The organism is Jatrophihabitans sp. sgz311053 (genome assembly GCF_056135305.1).
In genome coordinates this window covers 597286-610815 of the sequence record NZ_JBWAXP010000002.1, presented here as the reverse complement: position 1 = coordinate 610815, position 13530 = coordinate 597286, and the positions used below count along the sequence as shown (strand labels likewise).

The following is a 13530-nucleotide window of genomic DNA, read 5'->3' as shown; positions in this document are numbered from 1 at the left end:
TTTGCGAAATCCCTCACAGTCGACGCCGAGGCAGGCGTCGCCGGACCGGAACTATCCCGCGCCGTCGCTCCACCTGAGATCGAGTCGGGAGGCTCGACGGAGGACGGCGATCCGCTCGGCCTCCTCGGTCACGGCGCGGCGCAGCGTGTCGTCCGGCGAGACGGCCGTCGTCACCGTCACCGTGAGCTTGGCGCCGGCAGCCCTGGTCCGCCAGGTGCCGGCGATCTCGCCATGCGCGAAGATCGCGCCGGGCCGGCCGAGCGCCGGCCAGAGGATCTTGTGCAACCCGGCGTCGGGGACGATGAGGTCCCGGTCGCGCGCCTGCAGGTACGGGTCGAACGGGCCGAGCAGGCGCACGAGGTCCGGCGGTGGCGCCTTCTCGAGTTCCGCGAGCCGCTCCGCGGGGAGCGAGACCGCCACACCGTCGACGTCGACCGCGACGAGTTCGTCCGCGACCTTGCGCAGCGCGTCGCGTAGGTCCGCCCGGCGCACGCCGAGGAAGCCGGCGACCTCGGCGTCGGTCGCGGGGCCGAGCAGCCGGAGGTAGGTCAGCGCGGACTGCGCCACCGCGGCCGGATCCGGTGCCGTCGGCAGCCGGGCCCGGCCGCGGCGGCGGAGCACCGGCGGTGAGGTGCCGGGGTCCAGCTCCAGCCCGGCGACGGGTGCGGCCGCCCGGAGCGCCGAGTCGCTGATGTGTGACGTCCCGCACGGCCGGCACTCGCGTCGCATCGCTGGCGGCAGCCGTCGGGTCACCTCGGTGCTCACCGTCCCCTTGGCCGTGGGCCGGGTGACGACGGCGCGGAGCTCCCGAACCGCCGTCTCGAACTGCTCCAGCGCAGCGATGCCCACCCGGCTCACCGACGGCCCGTTCTCGTTGAGCTTGGTCATCGCGTCGGCCTCCGACAGCGGCCACAGCGCCCGGCCGACCCGGTCCAGGTCGGCGCGGCGATGGATATGCGGGGCGCCCCGGTAGGTCCACGCCAGCGCCAGCGCGCTCTCCGGTCCCACCTCGGTGTCGCGGGCCGTCTCGGCCGCGGTCAGCCGGGCGGCGAAGATCACCGAGGCGGCGTGCCCCATCGCCTCCTGCACGCCGAGGTCGAGGACGGCCAGCTCGTCCACCTCGCCGGCCGTCCGGTGCAGTCCCTGCACCGCGACGCGGTAGGCGATGACCTGCTCGCGGGTGACCATCACGCCGACGCGATCGTCAGGCAGAAAGGATGCCCGGCGGGGTCCAGCAGCACCCGGAAGCGCTCCGGGTTGGCCTGATGCTCCGCGTGGGTCGCCCCGAGCTCGGTCGCGGCCCGCTCGGCGGTCTCCAGGTCGTCGACCGTGATGTCGAGGTGGAACTGCTTGCCCCGCCCGGCGCCATCGGGCCAGACCGGCGGGACGTAGTCCGGCACCGCGTAGGCGCCGATCCACACCCCGTTCGCGAGCTCCACCCCGGCGAATGCCTCGCTCTCGTAGGCGAGGACACCTCCGGTCATCGCCTCCCAGAAGCGCGCCAACGCCGGCGCGTCGACACAGTCCAGCGATACCGCCCAGAGCTTCCCCACTGCCATCCCATTCACCTCTCGCTGTCGCCTACGCCCACACTCTGGACCGGATACCTGACATCCCACGTCAGGTATCGGCATGCAGAATCGTGCGGCATGAGAGCGAGCCGGCTGTTGGCGCTGCTGCTCCTGCTCTCCTCCCAGGGTCGCGCGAGCGCGGGTGAGCTCGCCGACGAGCTCGAGGTCTCGGTCCGCACCATCTATCGCGATGTCGAGGCGCTGAGCGCGGCCGGGGTGCCGGTCTACTGCAGTCGGGGCCGGCACGGCGGGGTGCACCTGCTCCCCGGCTACCGCACCCGGCTCACCGGCCTCACCGGCGACGAGGCCGATGCGCTGTTCCTCTCCGGGGTGCCGTCGGCCGCGGCCGACCTCGGCTGGGGCGGCGTGCTGGCCGCCGGCCAGGTGAAGCTGCTCGCCGCCCTCCCCGACGAGCTGCGCGAGCGCGCCGCGCGCATCCGGGACCGCTTCCTGCTGGACTCCCCCGGCTGGCTGCGCGGCGCCGAGACGCCGCCGCAGCTGGCGACCGTCGCCGACGCCGCCTGGCGCGGCTGCCTGCTGGAGGCGCGCTACGAACGTTCCGATCGCTCCGTCCGGGACCGGGTGCTCGCTCCGCTGGGACTCGTGCTGAAGGGCGGCACCTGGTACGCCGTCGCCTGCCGGGCCGACGGCGGCACCGTGATCGAGCCGCCGCGGACCTATCGGGTCTCGCGGATGCGTACCGCCGCCGTCCGGCAGGAGACGTTCGCTCGGCCGGACGGCTTCGACCTCGAGACGTTCTGGACCGAGCATCAGGCCGACTACGCCCGGCGGGTGTACCGCGAGACCGCCACGGTCCGCCTCGATGCCACCGGGCGGGCGCTGCTGTTCCTGCTCGGCGAGATCCCGTCCCGGGAGGGTCATGCCCACCTCGGCCCGCCGGACGCCGCCGACTGGTGCGAGACGACGCTGCCTATCGAGTCGGTTCGGCACGCCGTGCACGCCCTGCTGCAGCTGGGTGAGCACGTCGAGGTGCTCGGCCCGCCGGAGCTCCGCGATGCGATCGCCCGGGCCGCGCGGGCTACCGCGGCCCGCTACGGCTGAGGCGGTTCTCGCTCAGCGCTGCGGCGAGTGGTCCGTCGGCGGCGCGACGGCGTCCGTCCCCGACGGGTCGGCCGGGAACTCCTCGCGGACCTTGCGCAGGTGCTTGCTCATCGACTTGAAGAGGAAGTACGCGGCGATGCAGAGCAGCAGGATGACGACCAGCCCGATCGGGCCGGCCTTCACCGCCTCGCCGCTCTTGGCCAGTTGCTCGGCGAGTGTCATGGCGACTCCGTCCCTCTGATGCCGGCGAAGAGATCGTCCTCGGGGATGGCCGAGTCCACCAGCGAGCGGGCCAGCTCGAAGTCCTCGGTCGGCCAGATCTCGCGCTGCAGGTCCCGCGAGATCTTGAAGAACCAGCCGTCCGGGTCGACCTGTGTCTCGTGGGCCAGCAGGGCGGCGTCGCGCCGCTCGAACCAGTCGGCCACCGGCACCTGTGTCGTGATCTTGGGGACGCGCATCTTGTCGCCCCACTGTTCGCGACGCTTGAACCACTCCTCGAACGGCGACTCCAGGCCCTTGGCGATGAGCGCGTCGTGCAGCGCGCTGCTGCGCTCCTTGGAGAAGCCGACGTCGTAGTACAGCTTCAGCGGCTGCCACGGCTCGCCGGCGTCCGGGAACTTCTCGGGGTCCCCGGCGGCCTCGAAGGCCGCGACCGAGATCTCGTGGGTGCGGATGTGGTCCGGGTGCGGGTACCCGCCGTTCTCGTCGTAGGTCGTCATCACGTGCGGCCGGAACGACCGCACCTCACGCACCAGCCGCTCGACGGCCTCCTCCAGCGGGGCGAGCGCGAAGCAGCCCTCGGGTAACGGCGGCAGCGGGTCCCCCTCGGGCAGCCCGGAGTCGACGAAGCCCAGCCAGTGCTGCCGCACCCCCAGGATCTCGCGGGCCTTGTCCATCTCGGCGCGGCGGATCTCGGAGATGTTGGCTTCGATGTCGGCCCGGCCCTTGAGGCGCGGGTTGAGGATGCTGCCGCGCTCACCACCGGTGCAGGTCACGACGAGGACGTCGGCGCCCTCGTCGACGTAGCGCGCCATGGTGGCGGCGCCCTTGCTGGACTCGTCGTCGGGGTGGGCGTGGACGCACATCAAGCGCAGGCGCCCGGCAGTCTGGTCGTTCGGCACCACCTCATTGTCCCCGAGGCGGGAAAACGTGCCAGTGGACGGGGCTCGGTGTTACGTTCGTTGCTTCGTCTCGTCCGGGACGGAGCGAATTCATCTTGGGAGAAGTGCCTTGTCCACCACCGACGACGCGAACGTCACGTTCCTCACTCAGGAGGCCTACGACCGCCTGAACCAGGAGCTCGAGGAGCTGATCGCGAACCGTCCGGCGATGGCACAGGAGATCAACGACCGCCGCGAGGAGGGCGACCTCAAGGAGAACGGCGGGTACCACGCCGCCCGCGAGGAGCAGGGCAAGCAGGAGGGGCGCATCGCCCAGCTGCAGCAGCTGCTGCGCACCGCCAAGGTCGGCGAGGCGCCGGTCAGCGAGGGCGTCGCCGGCCCGGGCATGTTCGTCACCGTCCGTTTCGAGGGCGACGACGAGACCGAGTCGTTCCTCATCGGCTCGCGTGAGGAGGCGCAGACTGCGGGTGTGGACGTCTACTCCGCCCAGTCCCCGCTCGGCCTCGCCCTCACCGGCGCCGAGGAAGGCGCCACCGTGGAGTACGAGACCCCCAACGGCAAGACCATGAAGGTCACCCTCGTCGCCGCGAAGCCTTTTACCGGCTAGCGGTCTGCGTCGGACCGCTCGCTCCGCTCGGGTCCGCCTTCGACCGCCGTTCGCTCCTGCCGTCGCTCACCCGCAGGCTCGCTTCGCTCGCGCGGGCCGGCTGCTCGGGCCGCAGCTCGCCTCGCCCCGGGGGCTCGCCGACCTCGACCCTCGGTCCAGCGCGTCAGATGAGCGGCAGAACGCGATAAGGCACGGGGTTCGACAGGGCGATGACCGAGGACGTCCGCACGATGTCGGCGTTCTCGGTGACGCGGTCCAGGACGGCCTGCAGGTCGTCGTTGGACCTGGCCACCACCCGGCAGAGCATGTCGCCCTGGCCGGTGATGGTGTGCACCTCCAGGACGTTGGGGATCGCGCGGAGGTGGGCCAGGACGTCCTGCCCCCGCCCCTGGCTGATCTCCAGCGTGGCGTAGGCGGTGACCTCGTAGCCCAGGGCGACCGGGTCGATCACGGGCGCGAAGGTCGCGATCACACCCCGCTCGACGAGGCGGTCCAGCCGCGCCTGGACGGTGCCGCGGGCCACGCCGAGGCGGCGCGACATCTCCAGGACGCCCACCCGCGGGGCAGCGGCGAGCAGCCGCAGCAGCCGGGCGTCCAGGTCGTCGATGCGCTCGGCTGTGGATGCCATGACGCACAGCGTGGCACGGCGGCCCGTCGCGCCGTACTTTCGATGTGGTGACAGCCCCGTCGATCGCCACGCTCGCCGAACTCCGCGCCTCCGGCCACGTCCATCGCTCGGTCAAGACCGAGATCCGTCAGAACTTGATCGACCGCCTCGCCGCCGGCGAGCCCAGCCTGCCCGGCATCGTCGGCTTCGACGACACCGTCGTGCCCGAGGTCGAGCGCGCCCTGCTCGCCGGCCACGACCTGGTGCTGCTGGGCGAGCGCGGCCAGGGCAAGACCCGCCTCATCCGCACCCTCATCGGCCTGCTGGACGAGTGGACCCCGGTCGTCGCCGGATCCGAGATCAACGACCACCCCTACGCCCCGATCTCGGCCACCGCCGTCCGGCTCGTCGCCGAGCTCGGCGAAGAGACCCCGATCGAGTGGCGCCACCGCAGCGAGCGCTTCGGCGAGAAGCTCGCCACCCCCGACACCAGCGTCGGCGACCTCATCGGTGACATCGACCCGATCAAGGTCGCCGAGGGGCGCACCCTCGGCGACCCGGAGACCGTCCACTACGGCCTGGTCCCCCGCACCAACCGCGGCATCTTCGCCATCAACGAGCTGCCCGACCTCGCCGAGCGCATCCAGGTCGCGCTGCTCAACGTCCTGGAGGAGCGCGACATCCAGGTCCGGGGCTACCAGCTGCGGCTGCCGCTGGACCTGCTCGTCGTGGCCAGCGCCAACCCCGAGGACTACACCAACCGCGGCCGGATCATCACGCCGCTGAAGGATCGTTTCGGCGCCGAGGTCCGCACCCACTACCCGCTGGAGCTCTCCGACGAGCTGCACCTCATCGCGCAGGAGGCGGCGGTGCTCTGGTCCGACACCGACCACGCCGCCCCGCTGGTGCCGTCCCACCTGCTCGAGGTCGTCGGCCGCTTCGCCCGCAACGTCCGCGACGCCCCGCAGGTGGATCAGCGCTCCGGCGTCTCGGCCCGCTTCGCCATCGGCGCGGTCGAGACCGTCGCGGCGGCCGCGGTGCGCCGGGCCGCCGTGGCTCACGAGGGCGCCGCCGTGGCGCGGGTCTGCGACCTGCCCGCGGTGGTCCCCGCCTCGCGCGGCAAGGTCGAGTTCGACGACGCCGACGAGGGGCGCGAGTTCGAGGTCCTGGACCATCTGCTGCGGCGGGCCGTCATCGAGACCTTCCGGTCCCGCCTCGCCGGCCTGGACCTCCGGGCCCTGCAGGACGGCTTCGAGGGCGGCAAGACCGTCACCACCGGCGACACCATCCCCGCGCAGGAGCTGCTGGACCAGGTCGGCGCCGTGCCGATGCTGTCGCAGCTGCTGGACCGCCTCGAGCCCGATGGTGTCGGCGAGGGTCCCGCCGCGGTCGGGATCGCCGCATCGGCGGTCGAGTTCGCCCTCGAGGGGCTCTACCTCAACCGCAGGCTGGCGAAGGACTCCGACGGCGCCAAGACCATCTACGGGGCCTGACCCCGTACCCGCCTTACCAGGCTTACCGGGTTTTATGTTTTCTCCATAAAGTCGCCTGAACCTGGTAAAGCGACGTCGGGCAGGCGTAGACCATTCTCCTCCCGCGACCCGGCGGCCGCCGCCGCGACAGCTGAGCGAGCATGAGACGACCTGTCCCCGCCGCGCTCCTGCGCGGCGGGGACGCAGGGCCCTGACTCAGCCGCCGATGGGCGTCGGGTCGCTCGGCAGCGGCGGGACCGGCAGCGAGCCGCGGACCTGGTTCTGCGCCTGACACTGGCTGGTGCAGTTCGTGGCCCCGGCGGAGAGCTCGATGGCGTCCTCGCCGAGCACGCCGCCGAGCCGGCCGCCGGGCTGCACCGACCAGCGGGTCGTCGTCGCGTCCTGGAAGGTCTTGCTCGCCACCTGCGGGCTGTCCTTGCCCAGCAGCATCTGGTGGGCTCCGGGTCCGCTCGCGACCGGGTCCTGCCCGTCACCGAAGTTGATCTTGCCGGTGAAGGGGTTGACGAAGTAGAACAGCGTCGGGCCGAGCACGTGGGTGAGTGCCACCGGAGCGGGGAACTCGGGCTCCATCTGGAAGATGCCGCCGGCCGGGGCGTCCTTGGCCTGGATCTTGAGCTTGCCTGCGGCGCTGCTGATGATGGCGGTGAGCGTGTCGTCGCGGACCTCCAGCTGGGCGAGCCGGGCACCGGCGCGCTGCGCGTCGGTGAGCGTGGGCGTCTTGCTCGCGAAGATCACCGTCGGCGTCGTCACCATGCGGTCCGGCGACGGCGCGCCGGTGAGCGTGTAGTCGCGGACGCCGAAGGTGGCGGCGTCGATCTCGAAGCGGACGTTGACGCCACGCACCGAGACACCGCTGCCCAGCGGCAGATCCTTGAGCTTGACGTCCTTGCCGGCGGCAGGGTTGTAGGTGACCCCGCCGGCGACGACGGCGAAGTCGCCGGTCGGAGCGGCCTTGGCGTCGGCGGCGGTGGGGACGGCCAGGGTGGCGGCCGCCGCGGTGAGGGCGACCGCGGCGGCGGTGCGGCGGGCGGAACGGAGTACGGACACGGGAGTCTCCAAGGGGAAGGGGTTCCGGCGTCGGCGCCGCCGGGCAGCCCTGAGTCAACGGCGGCCTCGGTACCAGCCGCCATGGTCCGTTGGTGCTAGTACCCGACGGGGACGGGCGCGGTGTCCGATTGGCCCGGCCACGTGCCCGGACCGAAACGCGACGGTGACGCGTCCGAAAGCGCGCCCTTCGATAGTGAGCCGGTCCCCATCCCGCTCACAGTCGAGGCAGATCCGTGTCCGTTACCCAAGCCGGCCCCACCCCGCCCCTCGACGACGACGAGGCGGCCCTCGCCGCGCTCGGCTACAAGCAGGAGCTGAGCCGGTCGTGGTCCGGCTTCTCCAACTTCGCCATCTCGTTCTCGATCATCTCGATCCTCGCGGGTTGCTTCACCAGCTTCGGCCTCGGCTGGAACGCCGGCGGACCGGCGGCCATCGCCTGGGGATGGCCGATCGTCGCCGTGCTGATCCTCGTGATCGGGTTCTGCATGTCCGAGCTGGTCTCGGCCATGCCCACCTCCGGCGGCATCTACTGGTGGGCGGCCAAGCTCGGCGGCCGCAAGGCCGGCTACTACACCGGCTGGCTGAACCTCATCGGACTGCTGGCGATCGACGCCTCCGTCGCCTACGGCTGCGCCAGCTTCTTCGACTCGGTCGTCGGGCACTACAGCGCCTCCTGGGCCGCCGACTACTCGCTGACGCGGGTCTTCATCGAGTTCGTGGTCATCCTCGTCATCGCCGCCGCGGTGAACATCTTCTCCTCGCACCTGCTCGCGATCCTGAACAACATCTCGGTCTGGTGGCACGTCGTGGGCGCCCTCGCCGTCATCGCGGTGCTGGTCCTCGTGCCGTCGGACCACGCGAGCGTCGGCACCGTCTTCGGCGAGACGGTGAACAACACCGGCTTCTTCGGCGGGCAGAGCAGCGGCGCCGCCTTCATCTTCCTGGTGCTGCCGCTCTCGGCGATCCTGACGCAGTACACGATCACCGGCTACGACGCCTCGGCCCACCTCTCGGAGGAGACGAAGTCCGCGGCGAACGCGGCGGCCAAGGGGATCTGGCAGTCGATCTTCTACTCCGGCATCGGCGGCTGGATCCTGCTGCTGTCGTTCCTCTTCGCGGTGAAGGACGTCGGCGGCGTGACGGCGGCCGGTGGGTCGTCCATCGCGATCTTCGATCAGGCCTTGAGCCCGCACTGGGCCGCCTTCGTCCTGATCATCTCGACAGCCGGCCAGTTCTTCTGCACCGTGGCCTGCATGACCTCGACCTCCCGGATGATGTTCGCCTTCAGCCGCGACCGGGCCATCCCCGGCGCGACGGCGCTGTCGAAGCTCAACGCCCACAAGGTCCCGGTCGCCGCGGTGATCACCTCGGCCATCGTCGCGGTGATCCTCACGCTGCCGGCGCTGGTGAAGGTCGACATCGGCGGCGCGCCCGTCCCGGTCGCCTTCTACGCCGTCGTCTCGATCGGCGTCGTCGGGCTCTACCTGGCCTTCGCCATCCCGATCTACTACCGCTGGAAGGCCGGTGACAGCTTCACCGTCGGACGGTGGAGCCTGGGCCGCAAGTACCGCTGGATGGCGCCGCTGGCGGTCGCGGAGATCCTGGTGACCTCGGTGGTGGCGATGTTCCCGACCTCCACCGGCGGGGCGCCGTGGTACGACAACTTCGCCTGGAAGTTCGTCAACTACACCCCGCTGGTCGTCTTCGGCCTGCTCATCGTCCTCGAGATCGCCTGGCACGTCTCGGTGAAGAAGTGGTTCACGGGGCCGAAGTCCACGCTCGACACACCCGCGGTCGTCGCCACCGCCAAAGCATGATCTACCGGCACCAGCTGCGCGGTCACGGCTACGAGTTCGACGGCCTCGTCGACCTGCTCGCCAAGGCCGGGCCCGAGCGTTCCGGGGACCAGCTGGCCGGCTGCGCCGCGACGTCGGCGGCCGAGCGGGTGGCGGCCCGGTGGGCGCTCGCCGACGTGCCGCTGGGGGCCTTCCTGGAGGAGCTGGTCGTCCCCTACGAGACGGACGAGGTGACCCGCCTCATCCTCGCCGACCACGATCGGGTGGCCTTCGCACCGCTCGCCTCGCTGACGGTCGGGGGGCTGCGGGATCACCTGCTCGCCGTGGCGACCCGGCCGGACGCCGCGGCGGTGCTGCGGTCGCACGCCCGCGGCCTGACACCGGAGATGGTGTCGGCGGTCAGCAAGCTGATGCGCAACCAGGACCTCATCACCGTGGCGCGCCGCGTCGAGGTGACGACCGCCTTCCGCGACACGATCGGGCTGCCGGGCCGGCTCGCCACCCGGTTGCAGCCCAACCACCCGACCGACGACCCGCGGGGCGTGGCGGCGGCCGTCCTCGACGGGTTGCTGCTGGGCTGCGGGGACGCGGTGATCGGCATCAACCCGGCCTCGGACTCCCCCGAGGCTGCGACCGACCTGCTGCGGCTGCTGGACGACATCCGCCGCCGCTACGAGATCCCCACGCAGACCTGCGTGCTTGCCCACGTGACGACGACGCTGGAGCTCATCGAGGCCGGTGCGCCGGTGGACCTGGTCTTCCAGTCCATCGGCGGCACGGAGGGCACCAACACCGCCTTCGGCGTGGACGTCGCCCTCCTCGAGGAGGCACGCCAGGCCGCGATCGGTCTCGGGCGCGGCACCGTCGGCGGCAACGTCATGTACTTCGAGACCGGGCAGGGATCGTCGCTCTCCGCGGGCGCCCACCTCGGCACGGATGGCCGCGCCGTGGACCAGCAGACCCTGGAGTGCCGCGCCTACGGCCTGGCCCGGCACCTCGACCCGCTGCTCGTCAACACCGTCGTCGGCTTCATCGGCCCGGAGTACCTCTACGACGGCAAGCAGATCGTCCGCGCCGGTCTGGAGGACCACTTCTGCGGCAAGCTGCTGGGCCTGCCGATGGGCGTGGACGTCTGCTATACCAACCACGCCGAGGCCGATTCCGACGACATGGACAACCTGCTCATGCTGCTCGGCGTCGCCGGCTGCAGCTACGTGATCACCGTCCCCGGCGCCGACGACGTCATGCTCGGCTACCAGAGCCTGAGCTATCACGACGCCCTCGCCGCGCGCCGCGCCCTCGGCCTGCGACCCGCGCCGGAGTTCGAGCGCTGGCTGGCCGAGCTCGACATGATCGACGACACCGGTGGCATCCGTGCCCCCGCCGGCTCGCCGCTGCTGGCGATCGGAGGCTGAGCCGTGCCAGACCTCTGGGACGAGCTGCGCCGCAGCACGCAGGCCCGCATCGGCCTGGGCCGCACCGGTGACGCGCTGCCGACCTCGGCGGTGCTCGAGCTGGCGGCGGCCCACGCCGCAGCCCGCGACGCGGTGCACGAGCCCCTGGACGTCGACACGCTCGCCGAAGCGCTGGTGACCGCGGGCTTCGGCAAGCCGCTGCGGGTGCGCAGCCGCGCCGGCTCCCGGTCGGAGTACCTGCGCCGGCCGGACCTCGGTCGCGAACCCGCCGACGAGGTGCCGGGGGCGGCACCGGACGTGTCGATCGTCCTCGCCGACGGCCTCTCGGCCCGTGCGGTCACCGCCCATGCCGTGGGCGTCCTCACCGCACTGCGCGATCTCGGGGTCGTCGCCGCCGAGGTCGTCGTCGCCACCGAGGCGCGGGTGGCGCTCGGCGACCACGTCGGCGCCGCGCGAGGGTCCCGGGCGGTGCTCGTCCTTATCGGCGAGCGACCCGGCCTCTCGACCTCCGACAGCCTCGGTGCCTACCTCACCTGGGCGCCCCGGCCGGGGCGGACCGACGCCGAACGCAACTGCGTCTCCAACATCCACCCGCCGGACGGGCTCGACTACGCCACGGCCGCCCGCGCCATCGCGGGGCTGCTGCGCGCCGCGGCCGAGCTCGGCGAGTCCGGGGTCCGGCTGAAGGACCGCTCACGCCTGGCCCTCGACAGTGGGGTGCCCGCAGCGATCATCGAGGGCTAACGTCGAGGACGTGACCACTGCCACCCGCCCCGTCCGCATCGGCGTCCAGCTGCAACCGCAGCACGCCGACTACGCCGCCCTCCGCCGCGCCGTCGCCGAGGCCGAAGACCTCGGTGTCGACATCGCCTTCAACTGGGACCACTTCTTCCCGCTGTACGGCGACGCCGACGGCAAGCACTACGAGTGCTGGACCATGCTCGGCGCCTGGGCCGAGCAGACCTCCCGCGTCGAGATCGGCGCCCTCGTCACCTGCAACAGCTACCGCAATCCCGAGCTGATCGCCGACATGGCCCGCACCGTGGACCACATCAGCGACGGCCGGCTCATCCTCGGCATCGGCTCGGGCTGGTTCCAGCGCGACTACGACGAGTACGGCTACGAGTTCGGCACCGCCGGCGGCCGGCTCAACCAGCTGCGCGACGACCTGCCCCGCATCGAGGAGCGGTGGTCCAAGCTGAACCCGGCACCCACCCGCAAGATCCCGGTCCTCATCGGCGGCGGTGGCGAGAAGAAGACGCTGCGCCTCGTCGCGCAGCACGGCGACATCTGGCACTCGTTCAGCGACATCGAGACCTTCAAGCGCAAGCAGGAGGTGCTGGCCGGGCACTGCAGCGACGTCGGCCGCGACCCGAGCGAGATCGAGCGCTCGGTCGGCGCGCCGGAGGGCGACCCGGCCGAGGTCGGCGCGGCCCTGCTCGAGGCCGGCGCCACCCTCTTCACCGTCGGGGTCGACGGTGACAAGGACTACGACCTCACCCAGTTGAAGTCCTGGCTGCGCTGGCGCGACTCGCTCTAGACCCCCTGACCGGCTGCGGATCGTGGGGTCGAGTCCGCAGAGTCCGCAGCCGGTCCGTCGTACAGCTCGTAGCGGGGCAAGGAGAACTTCTCGCCGCCGCCGGACAGCAGCGGATTCGCGCTGAGCCGGCGCACGATCGGGGACGCGGCCACCCGGTACGCCGTCCGGGTGGCGACGAGCCCCACCCGCGTCCGCGGCAGGACGGCCCGCAGCAGCGCCCGCGGCACGTTCTGGACGTCGGACACGTATCCGCGCATGACGCGCTCGTACGCGGCGAAGGCGCGGCCGTGATCGCCGTCGGCGGCGGCCAGTTCCCCGGCCAGGACGTACGCGCCGACGAGGGCCAGCGTCGTGCCCATTCCGGTCGGCCCCGCCCCCCAGGCAGCGTCGCCGACGACGGCGACCCGACCCCGCGACCAAGACGACATCCGCACGGCGTCGGCTGACTCGAGGTAGAACTCGTCCGGCGAGGCGGCGAACCCGTCGAGGATGCGCGCGGTCTCCCACCCGACATCGGCGAAGCGCTCGCGCAGCACGGTCATCTGCGCCGCGTGGTCGAGGCGGTCCAGACCCAGCGCAGGCGCGAGGAAGGTGAGATTGGCGCGGATCGTGCCGGTGTTGTCCGGCCGCAGCGAGACCATCCGATTGTCCGTGGCGGTCAGCCAACGCCACCAGTCGTCGTCCGAGGCGACCCGCGGGATGCGGCCGTAGGCCAGGTACTGCTCACGTCCGACGTAGCTGATCGCGTCGCCGAAGACGAGGTCGCGCGTGCGGGAGCGACGACCCTCGGCGATGACCACGAGGTCGTACCGCTCGCTGCTGCCGTCGGCGAAGGTGACATCGACACCGCTGCCGTCCTCGTCGAGCCCGGTCACGGACGTGCCGTACCGGTGCTCGGCCGTTGCCTCGGTCAGCCCGAGCAGCAGTCGGGACAGTTTCCCGCGCAGGATCTCCAGTTCGGCGGTCGGGCCGTCGCGGCCGGCCTCGACGGGGAACTCGGCGTAGGGCCGGCCGCGGTCGTCGTACATCCGCATGCCCAGCTCGCCCGTGCCCTCGGCGACGACGGCGTCGTGCAGGCCCATCGTCCGCAGCACGTCGCGGCCGGCCACCCGGATGTCGATGTTCTGCCCGGCGTCGCGGATCGCCGCAGCGCGCTCCAGCATCGTGACCCGGTAGCCGGCGCGCAGCAGGGACCAGGACAAGGCCGGGCCGGCGACACTGCCGCCGGTCACGAGCACGGTGGGGTTGGCTTTCACGGTCATGGGGAGCCT

Annotated in this window: 14 protein-coding genes; 7 read left to right on the top strand and 7 right to left on the bottom strand. The window is 71.8% G+C overall.

Annotation, left to right across the window (positions count from 1 at the left end):
* Positions 1–51: 51 nt before the first annotated feature.
* The gene (locus AC0NZQ_RS11795) at positions 52–1188 is read right to left on the bottom strand and encodes a DNA glycosylase AlkZ-like family protein (RefSeq protein WP_474530024.1); all 1137 of its coding nucleotides are present in this window, start codon (positions 1186–1188) and stop codon (positions 52–54) included.
* Positions 1188–1559 (bottom strand): VOC family protein, encoded by a 372-nt coding sequence (locus AC0NZQ_RS11790; protein WP_474530023.1) that lies wholly within the window; start codon positions 1557–1559, stop codon positions 1188–1190. The genes AC0NZQ_RS11795 and AC0NZQ_RS11790 overlap by 1 nt, the downstream gene beginning before the upstream one ends.
* Positions 1560–1649: 90 nt before the next feature.
* Here AC0NZQ_RS11790 and AC0NZQ_RS11785 point away from each other — a divergent pair, with 90 nt between their 5' ends.
* Complete coding sequence (locus tag AC0NZQ_RS11785; protein WP_474530022.1) at positions 1650–2633, top strand: helix-turn-helix transcriptional regulator; 984 nt, start codon at positions 1650–1652, stop codon at positions 2631–2633.
* Between the two features lie 12 nt (positions 2634–2645).
* Here AC0NZQ_RS11785 and AC0NZQ_RS11780 read toward each other — a convergent pair whose 3' ends face one another.
* Together AC0NZQ_RS11780 and mca are read right to left on the bottom strand one after the other, a co-directional pair.
* Positions 2646–2855, bottom strand: coding sequence for a hypothetical protein (locus AC0NZQ_RS11780; RefSeq protein WP_474530021.1), 210 nt, complete (start codon positions 2853–2855; stop codon positions 2646–2648).
* A complete protein-coding gene (gene mca, locus AC0NZQ_RS11775) occupies positions 2852–3718 on the bottom strand; it encodes a mycothiol conjugate amidase Mca (RefSeq protein WP_474531381.1) in 867 nt (288 codons plus the stop codon). Before mca ends, AC0NZQ_RS11780 begins: the two co-directional genes overlap by 4 nt.
* 145 nt (positions 3719–3863) lie before the next feature.
* Here mca and greA point away from each other — a divergent pair, with 145 nt between their 5' ends.
* The gene (gene greA, locus AC0NZQ_RS11770) at positions 3864–4361 is read left to right on the top strand and encodes a transcription elongation factor GreA (protein WP_474530020.1); all 498 of its coding nucleotides are present in this window, start codon (positions 3864–3866) and stop codon (positions 4359–4361) included.
* Between the two features lie 163 nt (positions 4362–4524).
* On the opposite strand, the gene AC0NZQ_RS11765 is transcribed toward greA, so the two are convergent.
* A complete protein-coding gene (locus tag AC0NZQ_RS11765) occupies positions 4525–4989 on the bottom strand; it encodes an Lrp/AsnC family transcriptional regulator (RefSeq protein ID WP_474530019.1) in 465 nt (154 codons plus the stop codon).
* 47 nt (positions 4990–5036) lie between these two features.
* On the opposite strand from AC0NZQ_RS11765, the gene AC0NZQ_RS11760 reads away from it, so the two are divergent.
* Complete coding sequence (locus tag AC0NZQ_RS11760) at positions 5037–6461, top strand: sigma 54-interacting transcriptional regulator (RefSeq protein ID WP_474530018.1); 1425 nt, start codon at positions 5037–5039, stop codon at positions 6459–6461.
* Positions 6462–6656: 195 nt separating this feature from the next.
* Here the strand turns inward: AC0NZQ_RS11760 and AC0NZQ_RS11755 are convergent, their stop codons facing one another.
* A complete protein-coding gene (locus AC0NZQ_RS11755; RefSeq protein WP_474530017.1) occupies positions 6657–7508 on the bottom strand; it encodes a hypothetical protein in 852 nt (283 codons plus the stop codon).
* 233 nt (positions 7509–7741) lie between these two features.
* Here AC0NZQ_RS11755 and AC0NZQ_RS11750 point away from each other — a divergent pair, with 233 nt between their 5' ends.
* From AC0NZQ_RS11750 to AC0NZQ_RS11735, 4 genes are read left to right on the top strand one after another with little or no spacing between them, the layout of a single operon-like run.
* A complete protein-coding gene (locus AC0NZQ_RS11750; RefSeq protein ID WP_474530016.1) occupies positions 7742–9325 on the top strand; it encodes an amino acid permease in 1584 nt (527 codons plus the stop codon).
* Positions 9322–10719 carry an ethanolamine ammonia-lyase subunit EutB gene (locus AC0NZQ_RS11745; protein WP_474530015.1) on the top strand — a complete coding sequence of 466 codons (1398 nt, stop codon included), beginning with the start codon at positions 9322–9324 and terminating at the stop codon, positions 10717–10719. The genes AC0NZQ_RS11750 and AC0NZQ_RS11745 overlap by 4 nt, the downstream gene beginning before the upstream one ends.
* A gap of 3 nt (positions 10720–10722) precedes the next feature.
* Complete coding sequence (gene eutC / locus AC0NZQ_RS11740) at positions 10723–11463, top strand: ethanolamine ammonia-lyase subunit EutC (RefSeq protein WP_474530014.1); 741 nt, start codon at positions 10723–10725, stop codon at positions 11461–11463.
* Positions 11464–11473: 10 nt separating this feature from the next.
* The gene (locus AC0NZQ_RS11735) at positions 11474–12259 is read left to right on the top strand and encodes an LLM class F420-dependent oxidoreductase (protein ID WP_474530013.1); all 786 of its coding nucleotides are present in this window, start codon (positions 11474–11476) and stop codon (positions 12257–12259) included.
* Here the strand turns inward: AC0NZQ_RS11735 and AC0NZQ_RS11730 are convergent.
* The gene (locus AC0NZQ_RS11730) at positions 12256–13521 is read right to left on the bottom strand and encodes an FAD-dependent monooxygenase (protein WP_474530012.1); all 1266 of its coding nucleotides are present in this window, start codon (positions 13519–13521) and stop codon (positions 12256–12258) included. The two genes, AC0NZQ_RS11735 and AC0NZQ_RS11730, sit on opposite strands and share 4 nt — an antisense overlap.
* Positions 13522–13530 lie beyond the last annotated feature (9 nt).

Coding starts and splice junctions, on each gene's coding strand:
- AC0NZQ_RS11795 (WP_474530024.1), bottom strand. CDS start 1,188: ATGGTCACCCGCGAGCAGGTCATCGCCTACCGCGTCGCGGTGCAGGGA.
- AC0NZQ_RS11780 (WP_474530021.1), bottom strand. CDS start 2,855: ATGACACTCGCCGAGCAACTGGCCAAGAGCGGCGAGGCGGTGAAGGCC.
- AC0NZQ_RS11730 (WP_474530012.1), bottom strand. CDS start 13,521: ATGACCGTGAAAGCCAACCCCACCGTGCTCGTGACCGGCGGCAGTGTC.
- AC0NZQ_RS11790 (WP_474530023.1), bottom strand. CDS start 1,559: ATGGCAGTGGGGAAGCTCTGGGCGGTATCGCTGGACTGTGTCGACGCG.
- mca (WP_474531381.1), bottom strand. CDS start 3,718: ATGTGCGTCCACGCCCACCCCGACGACGAGTCCAGCAAGGGCGCCGCC.
- AC0NZQ_RS11745 (WP_474530015.1), top strand. CDS start 9,322: ATGATCTACCGGCACCAGCTGCGCGGTCACGGCTACGAGTTCGACGGC.
- AC0NZQ_RS11785 (WP_474530022.1), top strand. CDS start 1,650: ATGAGAGCGAGCCGGCTGTTGGCGCTGCTGCTCCTGCTCTCCTCCCAG.
- AC0NZQ_RS11765 (WP_474530019.1), bottom strand. CDS start 4,989: ATGGCATCCACAGCCGAGCGCATCGACGACCTGGACGCCCGGCTGCTG.